General features: G+C 63.7%; 24 protein-coding genes and 1 tRNA gene. 14 read left to right on the top strand and 11 right to left on the bottom strand.

The features are described from left to right. Positions 1 to 61 precede the first annotated feature (61 nt). From K426_RS09680 to K426_RS09670, 3 genes are read left to right on the top strand one after another with little or no spacing between them, the layout of a single operon-like run. Complete coding sequence (locus tag K426_RS09680) at positions 62 to 583, top strand: Hsp20/alpha crystallin family protein (protein ID WP_066561595.1); 522 nt, start codon at positions 62 to 64, stop codon at positions 581 to 583. Next, a complete protein-coding gene (locus K426_RS09675) occupies positions 567 to 1,055 on the top strand; it encodes an NADH dehydrogenase ubiquinone Fe-S protein 4 (RefSeq protein WP_066556325.1) in 489 nt (162 codons plus the stop codon). The genes K426_RS09680 and K426_RS09675 overlap by 17 nt, the downstream gene beginning before the upstream one ends. 38 nt (positions 1,056 to 1,093) lie before the next feature. Further along, the gene (locus tag K426_RS09670; protein ID WP_145907229.1) at positions 1,094 to 1,654 is read left to right on the top strand and encodes a hypothetical protein; all 561 of its coding nucleotides are present in this window, start codon (positions 1,094 to 1,096) and stop codon (positions 1,652 to 1,654) included. Positions 1,655 to 1,704: 50 nt separating this feature from the next. Here K426_RS09670 and K426_RS09665 read toward each other — a convergent pair whose 3' ends face one another. The 3 genes from K426_RS09665 to K426_RS09655 form a co-directional block, all read right to left on the bottom strand. Beyond that, positions 1,705 to 1,992 carry a hypothetical protein gene (locus tag K426_RS09665; protein ID WP_236036561.1) on the bottom strand — a complete coding sequence of 96 codons (288 nt, stop codon included), beginning with the start codon at positions 1,990 to 1,992 and terminating at the stop codon, positions 1,705 to 1,707. Between the two features lie 74 nt (positions 1,993 to 2,066). Beyond that, complete coding sequence (locus tag K426_RS09660; RefSeq protein WP_066556322.1) at positions 2,067 to 2,336, bottom strand: usg protein; 270 nt, start codon at positions 2,334 to 2,336, stop codon at positions 2,067 to 2,069. Then, positions 2,333 to 2,569 carry a hypothetical protein gene (locus K426_RS09655; RefSeq protein WP_066556320.1) on the bottom strand — a complete coding sequence of 79 codons (237 nt, stop codon included), beginning with the start codon at positions 2,567 to 2,569 and terminating at the stop codon, positions 2,333 to 2,335. The genes K426_RS09660 and K426_RS09655 overlap by 4 nt, the downstream gene beginning before the upstream one ends. Positions 2,570 to 2,821: 252 nt before the next feature. Here K426_RS09655 and groES point away from each other — a divergent pair, with 252 nt between their 5' ends. Together groES and groL are read left to right on the top strand one after the other, a co-directional pair. Continuing rightward, positions 2,822 to 3,136 carry a co-chaperone GroES gene (gene groES, locus K426_RS09650; RefSeq protein ID WP_066556311.1) on the top strand — a complete coding sequence of 105 codons (315 nt, stop codon included), beginning with the start codon at positions 2,822 to 2,824 and terminating at the stop codon, positions 3,134 to 3,136. 54 nt (positions 3,137 to 3,190) lie between these two features. Continuing rightward, a complete protein-coding gene (groL, locus tag K426_RS09645) occupies positions 3,191 to 4,816 on the top strand; it encodes a chaperonin GroEL (RefSeq protein WP_066556309.1) in 1,626 nt (541 codons plus the stop codon). 845 nt (positions 4,817 to 5,661) lie between these two features. On the opposite strand, the gene K426_RS09635 is transcribed toward groL, so the two are convergent. The 3 genes from K426_RS09635 to K426_RS09625 are packed head-to-tail and all read right to left on the bottom strand — an operon-like array spanning position 5,662 to position 8,268. Next, positions 5,662 to 6,981 (bottom strand): SPOR domain-containing protein, encoded by a 1,320-nt coding sequence (locus K426_RS09635; RefSeq protein ID WP_066556303.1) that lies wholly within the window; start codon positions 6,979 to 6,981, stop codon positions 5,662 to 5,664. Positions 6,982 to 6,996: 15 nt separating this feature from the next. Then, a complete protein-coding gene (locus tag K426_RS09630; protein ID WP_066556296.1) occupies positions 6,997 to 7,533 on the bottom strand; it encodes a hypothetical protein in 537 nt (178 codons plus the stop codon). Between the two features lie 15 nt (positions 7,534 to 7,548). Further along, positions 7,549 to 8,268, bottom strand: a complete 720-nt coding sequence (locus tag K426_RS09625; protein WP_066556294.1) for a ParA family protein — start codon at positions 8,266 to 8,268, stop codon at positions 7,549 to 7,551. Positions 8,269 to 8,435: 167 nt separating this feature from the next. Between K426_RS09625 and K426_RS09620 the strand changes: the two genes are divergently transcribed. The 3 genes from K426_RS09620 to purU all read left to right on the top strand — a co-directional run bounded on the left by K426_RS09620 (position 8,436) and on the right by purU (position 11,484). Further along, positions 8,436 to 9,464 (top strand): SPOR domain-containing protein, encoded by a 1,029-nt coding sequence (locus tag K426_RS09620; RefSeq protein WP_066556293.1) that lies wholly within the window; start codon positions 8,436 to 8,438, stop codon positions 9,462 to 9,464. Between the two features lie 65 nt (positions 9,465 to 9,529). Further along, positions 9,530 to 10,558: a DUF1338 domain-containing protein gene (locus K426_RS09615; RefSeq protein WP_066556288.1), complete on the top strand. Its 1,029-nt coding sequence runs from the start codon at positions 9,530 to 9,532 to the stop codon at positions 10,556 to 10,558. A 53-nt stretch (positions 10,559 to 10,611) separates the two neighbouring features. Further along, positions 10,612 to 11,484 (top strand): formyltetrahydrofolate deformylase, encoded by an 873-nt coding sequence (purU, locus tag K426_RS09610; RefSeq protein WP_176392425.1) that lies wholly within the window; start codon positions 10,612 to 10,614, stop codon positions 11,482 to 11,484. 173 nt (positions 11,485 to 11,657) lie between these two features. On the opposite strand, the gene K426_RS09605 is transcribed toward purU, so the two are convergent. Beyond that, on the bottom strand, positions 11,658 to 12,308 hold the full coding sequence (locus K426_RS09605; protein ID WP_066556283.1) for an MOSC domain-containing protein: 651 nt from the start codon (positions 12,306 to 12,308) through the stop codon (positions 11,658 to 11,660). A gap of 57 nt (positions 12,309 to 12,365) precedes the next feature. After that, positions 12,366 to 12,584, bottom strand: coding sequence for a DUF2945 domain-containing protein (locus tag K426_RS09600; RefSeq protein ID WP_066556281.1), 219 nt, complete (start codon positions 12,582 to 12,584; stop codon positions 12,366 to 12,368). 123 nt (positions 12,585 to 12,707) lie between these two features. Between K426_RS09600 and K426_RS09595 the strand changes: the two genes are divergently transcribed. The 5 genes from K426_RS09595 (at position 12,708) to K426_RS09575 (ending at position 16,653) form a co-directional block, all read left to right on the top strand. After that, complete coding sequence (locus tag K426_RS09595; protein ID WP_066556280.1) at positions 12,708 to 13,886, top strand: glycosyltransferase family 4 protein; 1,179 nt, start codon at positions 12,708 to 12,710, stop codon at positions 13,884 to 13,886. Positions 13,887 to 13,948: 62 nt separating this feature from the next. Beyond that, positions 13,949 to 15,262, top strand: a complete 1,314-nt coding sequence (locus K426_RS09590) for a replication-associated recombination protein A (protein WP_066556278.1) — start codon at positions 13,949 to 13,951, stop codon at positions 15,260 to 15,262. Beyond that, a complete protein-coding gene (locus tag K426_RS09585; protein ID WP_066556276.1) occupies positions 15,259 to 16,119 on the top strand; it encodes a hypothetical protein in 861 nt (286 codons plus the stop codon). The genes K426_RS09590 and K426_RS09585 overlap by 4 nt, the downstream gene beginning before the upstream one ends. Positions 16,120 to 16,148: 29 nt before the next feature. After that, positions 16,149 to 16,223: transfer RNA gene (locus K426_RS09580), tRNA-Thr, on the top strand. Positions 16,224 to 16,272: 49 nt separating this feature from the next. Then, complete coding sequence (locus K426_RS09575) at positions 16,273 to 16,653, top strand: YkvA family protein (RefSeq protein WP_066556274.1); 381 nt, start codon at positions 16,273 to 16,275, stop codon at positions 16,651 to 16,653. A gap of 484 nt (positions 16,654 to 17,137) precedes the next feature. On the opposite strand, the gene K426_RS09570 is transcribed toward K426_RS09575, so the two are convergent. Beyond that, positions 17,138 to 17,578 (bottom strand): cupin domain-containing protein, encoded by a 441-nt coding sequence (locus K426_RS09570; RefSeq protein ID WP_066556272.1) that lies wholly within the window; start codon positions 17,576 to 17,578, stop codon positions 17,138 to 17,140. Between the two features lie 121 nt (positions 17,579 to 17,699). On the opposite strand from K426_RS09570, the gene K426_RS09565 reads away from it, so the two are divergent. Further along, complete coding sequence (locus tag K426_RS09565; protein WP_066561591.1) at positions 17,700 to 18,002, top strand: glycine zipper 2TM domain-containing protein; 303 nt, start codon at positions 17,700 to 17,702, stop codon at positions 18,000 to 18,002. 64 nt (positions 18,003 to 18,066) lie between these two features. Here the strand turns inward: K426_RS09565 and K426_RS09560 are convergent, their stop codons facing one another. After that, a complete protein-coding gene (locus K426_RS09560; protein ID WP_237230007.1) occupies positions 18,067 to 18,351 on the bottom strand; it encodes a hypothetical protein in 285 nt (94 codons plus the stop codon). Positions 18,352 to 18,485: 134 nt separating this feature from the next. After that, positions 18,486 to 18,893: an EVE domain-containing protein gene (locus K426_RS09555; protein WP_066556268.1), complete on the bottom strand. Its 408-nt coding sequence runs from the start codon at positions 18,891 to 18,893 to the stop codon at positions 18,486 to 18,488. Positions 18,894 to 18,951 lie beyond the last annotated feature (58 nt).

Here is an 18,951-nt window from a genome sequence, read left to right as displayed (position 1 = left end):
CCCCCGCCAGCGGCGACCGGCAGGGTCCACCAACTTCCAGCCAGAAAAGGAGATGATCATCATGGCATTTCGTGATCTCATTCCCTGGAGCCGGCAGGAAAACCGGCTCCCCGTCCCGGTCGGCGTCGAGCGCAACCGCGACAATGACACTCATCCGTTGCTCTCGCTCCATCGCGGGATGAACCGGCTGTTCGACGACGCCTTCCGCGGCTTCGGCGTGCCCGCCTTCGCCGGCTTCGACCGCGCTGCCGGCTGGCCGCATGTCGAGCTCGGCGAGACCGACAAGGAGATCCGCGTCACGGCCGAACTGCCGGGTCTCGACGAGAAGGATGTCGAGATCACCGTCGAGGACGGCGTCCTTACCCTGCGGGGTGAAAAGCGCTCGGAGGTCGAGGACAGGGACCGCGGCTATTCGGAGCGCAGCTATGGCCGCTTCGAACGGCGCATCGGCCTGCCCCAGAGTGTCGACCGCGACAAGGCAAACGCGACCTTCAAGAACGGTGTGCTCACGGTAACCCTGCCTAAGACGGAGGCGGCGAACGAGAATGTCCGCCGCATTCCCGTCAATGGCAAGGCGGCCTGACGGCCCGGCCCGGAACCCCGGTTCCGGGCCATCCGCCAATGACAACAGCGCCGGGCCCGGCACAGCGAGCGCGCTGCCGCCCGATGCCTGCGCCGTGGTCGAGCCGGTGCCGCGCGCCACCCATCAGGGCGGGCGCGCCCGGCTTGGCCAGTGGCGGATCCGCTTCGCGCCCCGCTGGGCCCCGAGAGCGGATCCGCTGACCGGCTGGACCGGCAGCGGCGATCCGCTCGAGACGATCGAGCTGCGCTTCGCCGATCGCGATTCGGCGATGGACTTTTGCCGGCGTCAGGGCGTGCGGTTCTCGATCCATGGGCCGCCTTCCGATCGGCGTTCGGTCGCCGCTCCCCTGTCAACAGAGCAGCTCCGCATTTCATGCTGCTCGTCCAAGGGGCCGCCTGCACGTTGGTGCGCCGTCGATCCGGTCTCCAATATGGAGGAGGATTGTCATCCGCGGTTCAGCTTGGCCGGATAGATTTCACGACTCCACAACCAGCAATGAAAGGACGTTTGATGCGAAAATTGCTTCGTACAGCCGTCTTGGCCGGCGCGGCGGCGGCTGCCATTGCGGGAACGGCCCTGGCGGCCGCCAATCACAACCGGGTCATGACCGTCGACCTGCCCGACGGCTCATTGGCGCGGATCGAGTATCAGGGCGATGTGGCGCCCAAGGTCACTGTCGAACCGGTGTTGCAGTTCGTGCCCGTGGGCCTCACCGACCTGGCGATCGCCTCGCCTATCACCCTGTTCGACCGGATCGCCGCCGACATGGATCGGCAGTTTTATGCCATGTTGCAGCGGGTGCGAATGATCGACGCCGCGACGGCAACCGGCGCAACCCAGGACCGCGCCACGTTCGACAGCCTGCCAGCCGGAACGGTGAGCTATCGCTTCGTCTCGACAAGCACGGGCAACGGCATGTGCAGCCGAAGCATCCAGGTGATCTCGCTCGGGGCCGATCGGCAGCCGAAGGTCGTCTCGAGCAGCTCGGGCGACTGCGGAGCGCCAACGCGCGCGCCAATTCCGGCCGTTGCCACGCCGGAAAAGCCGGAAGCTCGCCCCAACAGCAGTTGAGCGATGACCCGGGAGCAGTTGGCTCCCGGGCCTTTCATGGATCACCCGCGCTATCGATGGGAAGCGCGATCGAGCGCGGCCAGCACCCGGTCGATCATGCCGGCATTGCTCGCCGCCTTGGGAAGCTCGCGGCGCGCGAAATACTGCAGCCGGTCGACGTCGCGCTGCGGCAGGTTGAGCGCGATCGGCATGGTTCCGAGACGGTCCGGGGCGACCCCTTGCGCCGCCTTGCCCGAGCGCAGGAAATGATCGAGCAGCCGTTTGCGGTCGGCAAAAGTCCAGCCCAGGCCTTCCAGCTCGGTCGGTGACAGCGACAGCAGCGCGAAGGCGAACTCCATGATATCGTCGAACGGGAGCAGGAGGCGGACGTTGCGCCCGCCTCGCTCACGCCAGCGCCGGAGCGGACCACGCTTCACTGGATCGATATGACGCCGTCGATCGGGCGCCACTCCGCGGGGCGGATCAGCCGCTCGTGCGCGATCCGCACCGAGTGGAGCACGGCCTCGATCTCGCGCCGCCAATGGTCGAGGAACTCGAACAGCACTGGAAAATTCGGTGCTAGGTCATACGCCTGCCAGACGAACAGCTGCAGCAGCGATGGCGCGTCGGGACGGTAAAAGTGGACCTCCGCGGTGGTGAGGCGATAGCCCTCCAGCTGGGCGATGAACTCCGGATCGCTCATTGCCGCGACGGCCCTCGATCGGCACCCTCGTCGAGCGAGCGCATCGCGGCGAGCACATCGTCGATCGGAACGGCGCGGCGCGCGCCGGGCGGCTTGCGCAGCGCGGGATGATCCCTGACCGCCGAGCGGTCGGACGCCCAGGATGCGAGCAGTGCGCGCTTGACTTCCGGCTCCAGGCTCGGATGGCGCGCAACTTCGAAGGGATGCAGAAAACGCGAAAATGGCTGCGACATGGGCACGCCTCCTTTCCTTGTGTCGCTCCTTTCTCGTCGGTGCGGCAAACAGCCGCGTGAAGAATTTTGGTGCGGCCCCGCGCCGCGTCAAGTGGTTGATAAGGACAACATTGGCACCGTTGTACTGCGAGTGCCAAATTTTTTCACATGCCCTCTTGAACCGAAAAATCGGCTTTCCTAGCTCGGCGGAACCTGTCGTTCCGATGAACGACAGGACCATCACATCTTGTTTTGCAACCGGAGGTTCTGCCTATGCAATTCCGCCCCTTGCACGACCGTGTGGTCGTCCGCCGCATCGAAGCCGAGGAAAAGACTTCGGGCGGCATTATTATTCCCGACACCGCCAAGGAAAAGCCGCAGGAAGGCGAGGTCGTCGCCGTCGGGCCGGGCGCCCGCGACGACAAGGGCACGCTCGTTGCCCTGTCGGTCAAGGCCGGTGACCGGATCCTGTTCGGCAAATGGTCGGGCACCGAGGTCAAGATCGACGGCGAGGAGCTGCTCATCATGAAGGAGAGCGACATCCTCGGCGTGATCGAGACGCACGCCGAACTCAAGCAGGCGGCCTGACCACCGCCATTCCTCAAACATTCAGGAAGGAATTTGGAAAGGAGTTGAGCCAAGATGGCTGCCAAGGAAGTCAAGTTTGCGTCGGACGCGCGCGATCGCATGCTGCGCGGCGTGGATACGCTCGCGAACGCGGTGAAGGTCACGCTCGGCCCCAAGGGCCGCAACGTCGTGATCGAGAAGAGCTTCGGCGCGCCGCGCATCACCAAGGACGGCGTCACTGTCGCCAAGGAGATCGAGCTTGCCGACAAGTTCGAGAATATGGGCGTGCAGATGCTGCGCGAGGTCGCTTCGAAGACCAACGACCTGGCGGGAGACGGTACCACCACCGCCACCGTCCTCGCGCAGGCGATCGTCCGCGAGGGCTCGAAGGCCGTGGCCGCGGGCATGAATCCGATGGATCTCAAGCGCGGTATCGATCTCGCGGTCAGCGCGGTAGTCGCCGATCTCGAAAGCCATGCCAGGAAGGTCAGCGCGAACAACGAGATCGCGCAGGTCGCTACGATCTCCGCCAACGGCGACGGCGAGGTCGGCCGTATCCTCGCCGAGGCGATGGAGAAGGTCGGCAATGAGGGCGTGATCACCGTCGAGGAAGCCAAGAGTCTCGCCACCGAACTGGAAGTGGTCGAGGGCATGCAGTTCGACCGCGGCTATCTCTCGCCCTATTTCATCACCAACGCCGAGCAGCTGAAGGTCGAACTGGACGATCCCTATATCCTTATCCACGAAAAGAAGCTCTCGAACCTGCAGGCGCTGGTGCCGCTGCTCGAGAAGGTCGTCCAATCGGGGCGGCCGCTGCTGATCATCGCCGAGGATGTCGAGGGCGAGGCGCTGGCGACGCTGGTCGTCAACAAGCTGCGCGGCGGCCTCAAGGTCGCGGCGGTCAAGGCGCCGGGCTTCGGCGATCGCCGCAAGGCGATGCTCGAGGACATCGCCGTGCTCACCAGCGGCAATGTCGTCAGCGAAGAACTCGGCACCAAGCTCGAAAATGTCACGATCAACATGCTCGGCCGGGCGAAGAAGGTCACGATCGACAAGGACAACACCACCATCATCGATGGCGTCGGCACCAAGGCGGATATCGATGCTCGTGTCGCCCAGATCCGCCAGCAGATCGACACCACCACATCCGACTATGACCGCGAGAAGCTGCAGGAGCGCCTTGCCAAGCTGGCCGGCGGCGTCGCGGTCATCCGTGTCGGCGGCGCGACCGAGGTCGAGGTCAAGGAGAAGAAGGACCGGGTCGACGACGCGCTCCATGCAACCCGCGCCGCGGTAGAGGAAGGCGTTCTTCCGGGGGGCGGCGTCCCGCTGCTCCGGGCCCTGAAGGCGCTCGACAGCCTCAAGGCCGCGAACGACGACCAGCAGTCGGGCATCGATATTGTCCGGCGGGCGCTGCGCGCCCCGGCCCGCCAGATTGCGGAGAATGCCGGCGAGGACGGAGCCTGGATCGTCGGCAAGCTGCTCGAAAGCCCAGACTATAATTGGGGCTTCAATGCCGCGACCGGCGAATATCAGGATCTTGTCCAGGCGGGCGTGATCGATCCGGCCAAGGTTGTGCGCACCGCGCTGCAGGACGCGGCCTCGGTAGCCTCGCTCCTCATCACGACCGAAGCGCTGGTCGCCGAGGCCCCGAAGGAGGAAAAGGGCGCGGCCATGCCTGCGCCGGCGATGGAATATTGAAGCGTGACGGCCCGGTCTGTCGGGACCGGGCCTCACTTTCTGGCCACCAATGCGCCGAGGTGATCAGCGATCTCGAATGAAGACGTAGCACGTTTGGTGTATCAATCTATTGCTTGGGATAAGCCGCGGATAAGCTGGCTCCATCACACCTAAGGCGCGACCGCCAGTGGGACGAAAAGTTATGGGACTGCACCTGGGTAATCCCACGCTCAAGCAGCGCCGCCCGCGCGGTCAGCCCCTGAATCAGGTGCCCGGTAGCGGCCATAGCCCACCTTCACGAGCAAGCCTTCGTCGCACATGCGGGCTAGATAGCAGCGATGGACGCCAATCTCGGTGAGATCCTTTGTCCGAACCTCACCTCGCTTTCGAGCGAAGGCGACGGCACGCTCCCTCAATGATTGCTTCGGACCTCCCGCCAAGCGCACGCGCTCCGCGCGATCGCGGTCACGCTTTCGAATTCCGTGTGTCGGCTCCCGAGGAGGTGCGAGGGTCGCGTCAGACGCAAATGCGGTAGATTCTTCTGCACGCTGGAATAAGGAAGATCTTGCGACAGCTCGATATCGTGATATGGTTTGTCGGGCCTCGTCTGATGCAAATCGTAAAATTGTTTTAGACGTATCCGGAAATGGGAGCCAATTTGACCGGGCCAGACCGGTTTTTCCTGACGCTCAGCGCCAATGCGTGACCAGTGGCTTACCTTAACCGCGGTTCCGGCGGTGGAACTGCCATCCTGCCTGTGCAGGGATCTGGTTCGGTATCCGGAATGCCCAAGGATGTACCCGCAAAATAGTTGCGGGCGGACACCAGGGGTGCCGCCCGCAAGATATGCAGTCTTTAAGCCCGTTTCAGCGGGAGGCGTATTGCCGGCCCCGTGTTGCCAGAGCCCAGCGTTGCGGCGTGGCGTCGGCCACATTTTCCCGCACGAAACATTGGCCGCGACGGGCCTTGACCGCGTGGCAAAGCGCCATCGCCTCAGCCCGATCGTCAAAGCCGCCGACGGCTAGACGGGCCAAGGTCGCGCCGTTCACCGTGACTTGGCTGGTGAGGACAGGCAGGCTCGCCAAAGCGCCATTGCGGCGGGCCATGGCATACCATTTTTCCTTCGCGATGGCCGCATTGTCATAGGCGCCAAGCTGAACCACCCAGTTGCTGCCGCCCTTGCCGCTCGGACGGAAGGCGAGTTGCTGGATGCGCGCGGATTGCGGGGCGCGCGCAGGCTGAGCGGCACGAACAGACGAGGCCTGATGCGGCGCAGCAACACGGACAGGGGTCGCGATGGCCTGGATCATCGGTGCGGACGCTTCGGCAACGGCCGGTTGTGGCGCGGGATCGGCAGCGGCGATCTCAACGGGTGCGGTTTCGACGGTTTGCGCGGCGGAAACGGCCTGCTCCACGGGAACGGCCTCCGCCATCTGCGCTGGCGTGGTCGCAGGCGCCAGGGCCAGGACGACCGGCTGACCTGCATCGGCGCCGTTGATCGTCACGCCCATCAGAGCGGCTACCCGCTGCTGCGAAAGGCCAGGCGCGGCGTTCTGCGCCCATTGGGTGATGCGCTGATTGGCGGCGAGCGGATCGAGGTCGAAGCCCGCCATCATGCGCGCATCCTTCCACCGGCCAGCCAATGCATAGGCATAGGCCAGATTCTGACGGGTGCGCGCAGTGGCCGACGGGTCGTGGATCACTTCGGAGAGGATACGCACGCCTTCCGGCGCGTCACCCGCCATCGCCATGGCGAGGCCATAGTCGGCGGCAGGCACGATGTCGGCATGGTTGGCGAGCAGGTCGCGGGCGGCACGATCCTTGCTTAGCGCAACTTCGACCAGCGCCAGGGTGATGATGGTGCGCGCATCGCGATTGCCCAGCGTCATCGCGTCCGACAGCGCGGTTTCGGCCGAAGCGAAGCGACCGTCCGCCACATAGGCGCGGCCGAGCAACTGGCGATAGCGGACGTCCTGCGGCGCTGCCTGTACGGCGGCTTCGGCCAGTTCGACCGCGCGGGCGCCGTCGCGATCGGCCAGCGCCTTTTCGACATTGGCGGCGAGACGATCAGGATCATGCTGCGGAGCGATCGCGGCGGGGCGGAAGGCCGCGCCGGTGCATCCCACCATGGTCGTGCCGATAAGCATCGACGCGACCGCTGCTTTGGCGAAGGCCTTGCGCTTCATGGCTTTTCCCAACCCTTAATTGTTGCCGCGAACGCGCGGCAGTTGCTGGGCCAGCCGGTCGACATCCGGCAAGCTGCTGAGGAACGAGTCGAGCGCTTCGGTCACCATCTGCTGCGCCGAACGGCCGACGATGGCGCTGGCGAGCCGCAGCTTCAGATGGCGGTCGGCGTCAAGCCGCAGGGTGAAGGCGGCCTTGCGGCCCTTCGCCACGGCGGCAGCATGGGCCTTCCTTTTCGGCTTTTCGACCTTGGCCGGGACGCTGGCCTCGGCAATGCGTTCGGCCAGTTCCTCGCGCTCGGTCACCACGACGGGCACTGGCGCCATGACCGGAACGGCGGTCATCGGCGTCAGACCGGCCACGGAGCGGGATTCGGTCGGCGCAGGTTCGGGCTGCGTCACGTCAAAGCCCATGTCGTTCCAGCCCAGATCCTCCTGGAGCGCAGTGGCTCCAGCAGTCAGGCCGAATACCGGACGGCGCATGGCGGGGGAAGCAGCGCCCTTGCGGGCCAGCAGACCGGAAGTCAGCGAGGCGAGAGGTTTCGGTTCGACCATGATATTCCCCTCCCCTTACTGTGAGACCCGGCGGCCGAAGCCACCGCTTGCCGGACGAACCGTGCCTGCCGCGCCGACCGCATTGTGCGGGACGGAAAAGACGGTGCGGCGGAAATTCTTTTCCAGCCGGTCCGAAATATAGGTCCAGAGCTGCGTGACCTCTCCGGCCGAACGGCCCTTGGGGTCGACCTCCATCACTGTGCGGCCGTCGATCATCGAGGCGGCGAAATCGGTGCGATGGTGCAGCGTGATTGGGGCAACCGTGCCATGTTGCGACAGGGCAACGGCGGCTTCGGAGGTGATCCGCGCCTTGGGCGTCGCGCCGTTGACCACGAAGATCAGCGGCTTGCCCGCACGCTCGCACAGGTCGACCGTGGCGCCCACGGCACGCAGGTCGTGCGGGCTGGGACGGGTCGGGACGACGATCAGCTCAGCGACCGAAATGACGCTCTGGATCGCCATGGTGATCGCGGGCGGGGTGTCGATGACGGCCAGCTTGAAACCCTGCTGGCGAAGAATTTCAAGGTCGGCGGCCAGGCGGGCGACCGTGGTCTGGGCGAAGGCGGGATATTCGGCCTCGCGCTCGTTCCACCAGTCGGCCAGCGACCCCTGCGGGTCGATGTCGATCAGCACGACCGGACCTGCGCCCGCCATCTGGGCCTGAACGGCCAGATGCCCCGACAGGGTGGTCTTGCCCGATCCCCCCTTTTGCGATGCCAATGCCAATATGCGCACGCAACTTCCCCCAGAAAATCCAATTGAGGCAAGGAGTGCCACAGCCCCGCCTAAGAATTGGTTAATCCGCGTGGAAGCCTGACGGACGGTAAAAAGGCGATGTTCTTAATGCTAAGTCGCTATTAACCTTGATGCGGCATAGGATCGCGCAAGAACCCATTGGGAGCATGAGCATGAGGCGTATTTGGGGCGTGCTGGCCGCTGGAACGATGTTGAGCCTGGCGCAACTGGCCTTGGCCGGGGCCGCGATGGCCGATGTGAAGGCGGGCGTCGATGCCTGGCAGCAGGGCGACTATGCCAAGGCCATCACCGTCTGGCAGCCGCTCGCGCAGGCCGGCGATCCCGATGCGCAGTTCAACATGGGGCAGGCCTATAAGCTGGGCCGGGGCGTTAAGGCCGATCCAGCCGCCGCGATCGATTGGTATCGCAAGGCGGCGAAACAGGGTCATAGCCGCGCCGAGGACAATCTGGGGCTGCTGATGTTCCAGCAGGGCGATCGGGCGGGCGCCCTCCCTTATTTGCAGCGTGCCGCAGACCGGGGCGAGCCGCGTGCCCAATATATCGTCGGCACGGCCCTGTTCAACGGCGACCTGACGACAAAGAACTGGGTGCGGGCCTATGCGCTGATGACGCGGGCGTCCGAATCCGGGCTGGCGCAGGCGACCGCAAGCCTTCGCCAGATGGACAAATATATTCCGCAGGATCAGCGCAATGATGGCATCGCCATGGCACGATCCATCGGCCAGCAGGAAAAGACGGCGCTGACGGCGGATGAGTCTCGCCAGTCCGCGCCCGTGTCGCGTGAAGCGCCCAAGCCGATCCGGACGGCGCAATTGCCGCCCTCCACTCCGCCCAAACCCAAGGCTCCTGAAGTCGCGCCATCCCCCAAGCCCGCACCCACGCCCGCGAAGGTGGCAGCAGTCAAGCCGACCGCTCCCAAGCCTGCCTTGCCCAAGGCAAGCAGCGGCGGATGGCGCGTGCAGATCGGCGCATTCAGTGCGGAAACGCGCGCCCGGACGCTCTGGAGCCAGCTCAGCGCCAAGGTCAGCGGCTTGTCGGGCTATCACCCCTATATACTGACGAGCGGCGGGGTGACGCGGTTGCAGGCCGGCCCCCTTGCGAGCAATGCGGACGCCGCCAAGCTGTGCGGCGCGATCAAGGCTGCGGGCGCGGAGTGCATGCCCAAGAAGATATAAATCTTGCCAAAGCTTGGAATTTAATTTCAAGCATGCGATAATGGGACTTCAGCACGGAGCGTCTCATGTCGGTCGAAAGTCAATCGGTGATCAACGCGCTGGTGGAGAGGATATTGGGTCTGGAGGCAGCGCAGGCAGCGCTGGCGGCGCTCGATATCAATCCCGCGCTAATGGCTGAGCGCGGTCCCACTATATCCCGCGCCGCCTTCGCCATGGCGATGAACATCGCCCTGTTTCACGACTTGCTGGAACGCGTGCCGAGCGGCGCGGCCTATGTCGAAGACCGGCTGGCGCGAGGCGGCAAGGTGGTGTTCGATCATGGCGCGTTGCGCACGGTGCGGCTGGCCCAAGGCCCGACCGGCGAATTGCCGCCGGGCGAAGAGGCCTTTACCCGCATATTGGTGCCGCTGGGCTATGAGATGGCGGCGGTCTATCCGCTGGACCGGCTGCGGATGACCGGGCGGGCCTATCGCCATGCCGATCTGCCCGAAGCCATTCCGCAATTCTTCCTGTCCGAACTGCATGTCGACCGCTTTGACCCGGAATTTGCCGAGGTTGCGGCGCGGGTGTTCGGCACCTCCCGCGATCCGTTGACCGCGGAAGCCAAGGCGGTGTTGGAGAAATATGCGGACGGTCGCCCCGTCTCCCTCGCAGAATCTGCGGTAGCGTTGCCGGTGATCGTCGCGGCCTTCGACCGGCAGCATGAACCCGCCAGCATAGAGGATTATGAGTTGCTGCTCTCCCGGTCCCATGAAGCGGGCTGGATCGCGACTGAGGGCAATGCCTTCAATCATGCGACGGACCGGGTGGCGGATGTGGCCGCGCTGGCGGAGCGGCTGAAGGCGGAGGACTGGCCGATCAAGGATCGGCTGGAGATTTCCCGCACTGGGCGGGTGCGGCAGACGGCCCTCCGCGCCGATACCGTGGAACGGCTCTTTGCCGGGGATGAATTGCGCCGGGTGCCAGGGTCTTTCTATGAATTCATCAGCCGGGACATCGATCCTGAGACGGGCGGATTGGACCTGGCCTTCGACACCGGCAATGCGACAGGCATTTTCGCGATGACCAGCGCCCAGGGCGAAGGAAGCGCGTAACGGGTTGATCGGCGCGCAGGCTTGGGGCAACGCGTTCCCCTGTTTGCGGGGAGATGCGCGTGACTGATCCGGTTGTTCCATCCTGGGTGCTGACTCTGGCCTGTGCCGATCGGGTGGGCATTGTCGCTGCGGTGAGCCAGTTCCTGGCGGAGCGCGGCGGCTTCATCACCGACAGCCAGCAATATGCCGACCGGGAAGCAGGCCGCTTCTTCATGCGCGTCGCGTTCGAGGCGACCGACGAGCGCATGGGCGACACAGGGCGGCTGCGCCAGGAGTTCGCCAATGTCGGCACGCGCTTCGCCATGGACTGGCGGTTGACGGCGGCGGAGGAAAAGCCGCGCATGCTGATCGCCGTGTCCAAAGGGTCGCATTGCCTGGCGGACCTGCTGCATCGCTGGCAGACCGGAACGCTGGCGGTCGACATCATGGGCGTGGTGTCCAACCATCCCGACATGCGCCGGATCACCGAATGGCACGGCATCCCCTATCATGAGTTGCCGCCCAATGGCGACAAGGCGGCACAGGAGAAAGCGCTTCTAGGCATTTTCGAGCGGACGCAGTCGGAATATCTGATCCTGGCGCGCTACATGCAGGTGCTGTCGGAAGGTCTGGTTGAGGCGCTTGCGGGACGCTGCGTCAATATTCACCACAGCTTCCTGCCAGGCTTCAAGGGCGCTCGCCCCTATCACCGGGCGCATGAACGTGGGGTCAAACTGATCGGCGCGACGGCGCATTTCGTGACCGCCGATCTGGATGAAGGGCCGATCATCGAGCAGGCGGTGGAGCGAGTCGATCATCGCGCAACGGCGGAGGATATGATCCGGATCGGGCGGGACATCGAAGCGCAGGTGCTGGCCCGCGCAGTAGGCTGGCTGGCGGACCGGCGGGTGCTTCAGAATGGCGGGAAGACGGTGGTATTCCGTTAGGAGCGAGCGAGCCGGAGGGTGCGGTTGTGATGGGTGGGACATCATTCCCGTCATCCCAGCGAAAGCTGGGATCTCGTGAGACTAAGCTGTGCCCTATCGCCTGAGATCCCAGCTTTCCGTGGGATGACGACATTATCAACGTGCGTTATTGGCCAAAATTTGCCGCGCTAACATCACGCCAATTTCCGCGCCCGTTCGCGCCAGGCTTCGGCCAGCACCGGCATATCCGCCAGCGCCCGCACCGCGTCCGGCTCGGCCTTGTGTCCACCACCGATCAGCAACCGGAACACCCGCGCAATCGGCCAGTCCGGTAAAGGCCGCTCCAGCAATTCCATCTGCGTCCCCGCTTCCGCTTGTCCCTCCCGGATAACCCGGAAGTAGATGCCGCAACGCGCCGTCTTCACGATGGTCGCCATCACGTCCCGCGCACCGAAACGGTGGTCGAGCTTCCAGCAGGGTTGCCGCCCATGGCTCACCTCCACCACGGCGCTGCCTAGGGTGAAGCGATCGCCCAGGCAGATTTCCGCCTCGGTCATCCCATGCGACGCGATATTCTCGCCAAAGGCGCCTGGCCCGTCGAGCAGAGGATGTCCCGGCTTCAGGTCGCGCCACCAGTCATAATGGTCCTGCGGATAGAGATGGATCGCCTTGTCCCAGCCACCATGATGCAGCGTATCGGCTACCCCGTCACCCTCAAGGCCGAGCCAGCCGATCCGCACGGCGCCTGTCACCGGCGTCTTCGCAATGGCACTATATTCGCCATCCCGGAAAGGAACGGGCTTGCCGGTCAGCAGCGCGTCGATGGTCATGGAAAGCGCGGTCATGGCTTTTCTTGGCACGGAAGCCGTCGGCGGGGAAAGGCCGGTCGACAGGAAAAGGCCTCAGGCCGGGGAAAGCTCCGACCCCAATTTCAGCACTTCGCTGCCGCTGTCTGTCGTCACCAGATAGGCCGGGTTACGGCTGGACCCGTTGCGGCGGATGACGGCGCCTTCAATCTTGCGTTCGACATGCCGTTCAAACCGCTCGGATATTCTCCCGCGGCCGACGCCCTGCCCCCAATTCCACTTGACCCTCGCTCCTTTGCGAAAGCTTTCGGTCATCAAGCATTCTCTCCTATAGGGAACAACCGCGCCGGCCGGGCATCACTGCTGCCGGCATGCAAAAATCCCAAATGGCGTCGTGGTTCCCTTGGGTTTTGCGATTGTCTGCGTTAAGGGCGGCGGATGGATGTTAAGGGGCTTCGCGTCGCGCTTTTCAGCGGCAATTATAATTATGTGCGAGACGGCGCGAACCAGGCGCTCAACCGCTTCGTAGGCTATTTGCTGCGGCAGGGGGCGGCGGTGCGCGTCTATTCGCCCACGACCGATACTCCGGCCTTCGACCCTGCGGGCGACCTGGTCAGCACGCCTTCCGTACCGGTGCCGGGGCGCAGCGAATATCGGATTCCCTATCGTCTTTCGGGCGCCGTCCGCCGCGATCTCAAGCGCTTCGCCCCCAATCTGGTGCATGTCTCCAGTCCCGACCCGCTCGGTCACCGCGCAATCAGTTGGGCGCGCGCGCGCGGCCTGCCCGCCGTCGCATCGGTCCATACCCGCTTCGAAACCTATCCGCGCTATTATGGCCTCGCCTTTCTGGAGCCGCTGATCGAATCGATCCTGCGCCGCTTCTATCGCCGCTGCGACGCCATCGTCGCGCCGTCCGAATCGATGGCGCAACTGCTGCGCGAACAGCGGATGAGCTATGATGTCGGCATCTGGACCCGCGGCATCGACCGGGAAATCTTCAACCCCGGCCGCCGTGACACTGCTTGGCGCCAGTCGCTTGGCATAGCAGGCGACGAACCCGTGATCGGCTTCATCGGCAGGCTGGTGATGGAAAAAGGTCTCGACGTCTTTTCCGACACGATCGACCATCTGGCGGCGAAGAATGTGCGCCATAAGGTGCTGGTCGTCGGGGAAGGCCCGGCCCGCGAATGGTTCGCCAACCGCCTGCCCGACGCCGTCTTCACCGGCTTTCAGAAAGGCCCGGACCTTGGCCGCGCAGTCGCCAGCATGGACATGTTGTTCAACCCCAGCGTCACTGAAACCTTCGGCAATGTGACGCTGGAGGCGATGGCCTGTGGCCTGCCCACCGTCGCCGCCCGCGCCACCGGCAGCGAGAGCCTGGTCACCGAAGGCGTCACCGGCCGCCTGATCCGACCCGGCGCGATCACCGCCTTTGCCGATGCGCTGACCGCCTATTGCACCGATCCCGCCATTCGCTCCGCCGCTGGCGCAGCCGCCATGGCCGAAGCGGAGCGCTATGGCTGGGATCAGGTGAACCAGGCGCTGGTCGATACCTATGTCCGGGTCATCCGCCAGCGCGAACATGGCGCATTGGTAAGGTCGAGCCCAGTTCCCTGATCAGAAGCGCTCCCTGATCAAACTCATTTCCTGAAAGCCAAAGCCTTCCTATATCGAGGGCGATGGCTGACCTTTTCACTCCCGACGACCTCCCTACCGCGACTCCGGCCGACGCCCCGTTGGCGGACAAGCTGCGTCCCCGCACCCTGGCCGATGTGGTGGGGCAGGATCATCTGACCGGCCCTGAGGGTGCGATCGGCCGCATGGTTGCTGCTGGCCGCCTTTCCTCGATCATCCTGTGGGGACCGCCGGGCACGGGCAAGACCACCATCTCCCGCCTGCTCGCGGACGCTGTCGGCATGCGCTTCGAGCCGATCTCCGCCGTCTTTTCCGGTGTTGCGGATCTCAAGAAGGTCTTCGCCGCAGCGAAGGAATATGCCCGGCGCGGCGAAAAAACCTTGCTCTTCGTGGACGAAATCCACCGCTTCAACCGCGCGCAGCAGGACGGCTTCCTCCCCTTCGTGGAGGACGGCACCGTCACCCTGGTCGGCGCGACCACGGAGAACCCTAGCTTCGAACTTAACGCCGCGCTTCTTTCCCGCGCGCAAGTGCTGATCCTACGCCGGTTGGACGCCAGCGCTCTGGAACAATTGCTCGACCGCGCCGTGGCCCTGACCGGCCGCCCGCTCCCGCTCGATCCGGCCGCCCGGGATGCCCTGCTGGCCAGCGCCGACGGTGACGGACGCTTCCTGCTCAACCAGGTCGAAACCCTTTATTCCATTGACATACCAGAGCCGCTCGATCCGGCGGGCCTTTCCGCCCTGCTCCACCGCCGCGTCGCCGTCTATGACAAGGACCGCGAGGGCCATTACAACCTGATCTCCGCGCTGCACAAAAGCCTGCGCGGCTCCGACCCGCAAGCCGCGCTCTATTATCTCGCCCGCATGCTGACCGCAGGCGAGGAACCGCTCTACGTCCTGCGCCGCCTCGTCCGCTTCGCCGTGGAGGATATCAGCCTTGCCGACCCGCAGGCCGTCGTCCAGTGCCTGGCCGCCAAGGACAGTTATGAGTTCCTCGGTTCCCCGGAAGGCGAACTCGCCATCGTCCAGGCCTGTCTCTATTGCGCCACCGCGCCCAAATCCAACGCCGCTTACAGCGCCATGAAGTCCGCCTGGAAGTCCGCCCGCGAAACCGGCTCGCTGATGCCGCCGCAAAATATCCTGAACGCACCAACGAAGCTTATGAAGACCATCGGCTATGGCCAAGGCTATCACTATGACCATGACGCGGCGGACGGCTTTTCCGGCGACAATTATTGGCCGGAAGAAATGCAGCCCCAAAGCTTCTACGCCCCCACCGAACGCGGATTCGAAGCGCGCATTGCAGAGCGTTTGGCCTATTGGGACCGCTTGAGAGCCGAACGCCGTCAGCAATGACGCCCAGTTTTGCCCGCTATGCCGTCATCGACTGGTCCGGGGCCAAAGGTGCCCGCCACAAGGGCATAGCCATCGCCCTCTGCGAAGCGGGCGACGAGGTTCCCCTGCTCCAGCATCCCGAAGGCGGCGGCTTCTGGTCGCGTCAGGCCGTGGCGGCATGGCTCATCCGAACGGCCAGCGAAGCGCCCACCCTCTTCGGCTTCGATTTCAGCTTCGCTCCGCCCTATATCGCCCGCCAAAGCTATCTGCCCGGCGATCCAGTCCCCATCACCGGCCCCGCCTTCTGGGCCTATGTCGACAGTGTCTGCGATGATGAGGATCTGGGCGCCGCCAGCCTGCTCGAACGCACCCACCGCCGCCATTTCTATTTCGGCAAGGCCGATGGCATCAAGGCCGACTATATGCACAACCGCGCCTGCGAAGCGCATTATAACGTGCGGGGCGGAGGCAAGCCCTCCACGGTCTACGACGCCATCGGCGCGGCGCAGGTCGCCAAGGCGAGCTTTGCAGGCATGCGCCTGCTCCACCATGTCCACGCCCATGTCCCGGTCTGGCCGTTCGACCCGCCGCCTCAAAATGGCTCGCTGGTCATTGAAATCTACACCAGCATAGCCGCGCGCGCCGCCGGGCGTCCCAAGGGCAAGGCCAAGATGCGAAGCCTCGCCGCGCTGAACGACGCGCTGCTCGCCGTCGAATCGCAGCCGCATGAAGGCCCGCCCCCGGACGATCACGGCGCCGACGCGATCCTCACCGCCGCTTGGCTCCGTCGCGCGGCGCCCCGCCCGAGCCTGTGGACACCCGCGCACCTCGACGAAAAAATCGCAGCAACAGAGGGCTGGACGTTCGGCATCATCTGATAGTAAGGCGCTCCCCGTCAGAACGATGGGCCGGATTAGCACAGCGGTAGTGCAGCGGTTTTGTAAACCGAAGGTCGGGGGTTCGATCCCCTCATCCGGCACCATATCGGCCAGTGCCCTTGCGGCACGGTCCTTTGCACCTAAAATCGGCAGATGGCATTTCAACGTCTAAAAAGCTGGGCCAGCGCGCTGAAGGTCGACATCATCGCCCTGTGGCTTGCCGCCCGCGACAGTCGCACGCCTTTTATCGCCAAGCTGGTGGCAGCCAGCGTCGCCGGCTTCGCGCTCAGCCCGATCGACCTCATTCCGGACTTCATCCCGGTCCTGGGCTATCTGGACGACCTGATCATCCTTCCCTTGGGCATAGCCCTGGCGATCCGTCTCATCCCGCCCGCGCTGATGGCCGAATTCCGTCTCCAGGCGCGCAGCAAAGCGGACCGCCCGAAAAGCCGGACCGCGATGGCGCTGATCATCCTGTTCTGGCTGGGCATGTCATTTTTGGCCGGTCTCTGGATCTTGCGATACCGGGCCTGAGCAAATCCCGATGCCCCCCAACGCAAAATGGGGGCCGACATTTCTGCCGGTCCCCACTTCCGTCGTGTCTCTCGATCCGCTTCTCTTTCAAGATGCGATCATCGGACTCGGCGCGCGATAGGTCTGCCTCCAAGGTTTTCCTATCGTGTCGGCTCCGTTTGCCCGGCCGGTCGGCCGTTCTCGCGCAGCCTGTTCTCTTTATTCGATACCCGACGTTCACTCACGCGCGTGCACAGCATCGTCTATTGAGAACCATCGGCTTTCCACATTTTCCTTCCGGTCCATGCTTCTTTCCCGACGCTCGAAAAGTCCTTCAAGTCACTGATTTCTCACTGACTTTGGCATTCAGATTCCTCTGTCTCCCGTCCTTTCCGATAAGAAGATGCTCTCACCAAAAGCGAGTCGTTCAAAGCGGAATCTTGCACCTAGAAGACGGATTGCCCCTAAAGCTGTGGATAAATGTGGATAATTTTTTCATGGCGATTCAGCCGCCCGGCGACCACCCTTCGGGCGCCAGGGTAAAGCCCGAAAATTCAAAGCCTGGAACCACGGTGCAACTCACCAATGTCCAGCCGCCCATGGGCCGGGCCGCCTGCCAATGATGCGCCGGAACCAACCCTTGGGGCTGCTGCCCCGCCAGCACATCGCCGCCCAGCAGCCAATCCCTTACCGGCCCGTCCTCCGGAGCGATGGAAAAGGTCAGCGGCGCCCCGGCATGCCAGAACCAATGTTCATCGGCATCGACCCTATGCCAATGCGAACGCTGATGCGCTTCCAACAGGAAATAGATTGCCGTACCCGCAGCCCGCTCGCCCGGCTTGGCCGCCGCCCGCCAGCTTTCCCGAAACCATCCTCCTTCGGGATGAGGCAACAGGCCAAGAGACTGGATCAGCGCCTTCGCCGCCGCTTCGTCGCATCCGTTCATCACTTTACCTTAAATTTTATTCTTGAAAAAACAATATGATGTGCCGTTGTCGCAGGTTCATGCAACCTCGATCAATATGGGTGAGTTGAACGACCAAAGCACGCCTTTTGGAGGAGATAAAATGCGTAAAGCCCTTATGGCCCTGGCCGCCGTTTCGCTGGCCATTCCTGTTTCGATGGCCGTCCCGACGGATGGCGCGAATGCCCGCCGTCATTATGAGTATCGCGAATGGCGCGGCCGGGACGGTCGCACCTATTGCCGCAAGTCCAACGGCACGACCGGCCTGATCGTCGGCGGCGTCGGCGGTGCACTGGTCGGCCGCGCGATCGACACTCGTGGCGATCGCGCCACCGGCACGATCCTGGGCGCCGCGGGCGGCGCGCTGCTCGGCAAGGAAATCGACAGCAAGCGTCGCTGCCGCTAAAATATGAAAAAGGGCGGCTTCCCGATGGGGAGCCGCCCTTTTTGATCGATCAGCTTCGAAACGCCTATTCGGCAGCAGCGCCGCGAGCGTCTTCAACCTTGAACGCAACGGCCTGACCGCCCGAAACGCCCGAAACGCGGCCGTTCTTGACAGACAGATTGAAGGCAACGGCGTCGGGATAACGACGACCCGAAATCACCTTGCCGGTCTTGGTGTCCTTGACGTCATACACATAGGTGTAACCCTCGTGCGTGAACTTCTGCTTGGCAGCATCTTCGGCATGGACCGGAGCGTTGGCGGCACCAAGGGCGAACAGGGCGGAAAGGACAAACTTGGACAGCATTCGCATGGGTAAACTCCTTGTGAATGCCGATCAAACACCTCTGGAATATTCTTTTCTGTTGGCGTCAATTTATGGTGCAGTGCGGCAAAAGCTCAATCGCAAACAAAGGCGAAACGATTGCATTTCCCGCAACCGCTTTCTCAAGCCTTTGATAAACTGATGATATGCTTGAACTCCGCCTCCGTCAGCGGGGAAACGGACAGGCGCGATTGGCGGATCATCGCCATGTCGGCCAGCGCCGGATCGGCCTTCATGGTCTTCAACGTCACCGGCTTGTCGAACTTTTCCTTCGGTCCCACATGGACGGCGATCCACTTGCCGCTGTCGTCGGTGCTGTCGGGCGCAGCTTCCTCGACAATTTCCATGATGCCGACCGCCTCGATGCCGATATTGCTGTGATAGAAGATCGACAGGTCGCCCTTCCTCATCGCCTTCATATTGTTCTGGGCGGCATAATTGCGCACGCCGTCCCATTCCGCTTTTCCCTTTTCGACCAGATCGTCATAGGAAAAGACATCGGGTTCGGATTTCATCAGCCAGTAGTTCATGGCTCCTCCTTGCATCAGCCGCCAAGGACGATCAAGGATGTGTGCATGGCCACGTGGC

The sequence above is a fragment of the Sphingobium sp. TKS genome (assembly GCF_001563265.1).
GTDB lineage: Bacteria > Pseudomonadota > Alphaproteobacteria > Sphingomonadales > Sphingomonadaceae > Sphingobium.
The sequence above is the reverse complement of the archived record's forward strand: the minus strand, read 5'-3'. Positions and strand labels throughout refer to the sequence as shown.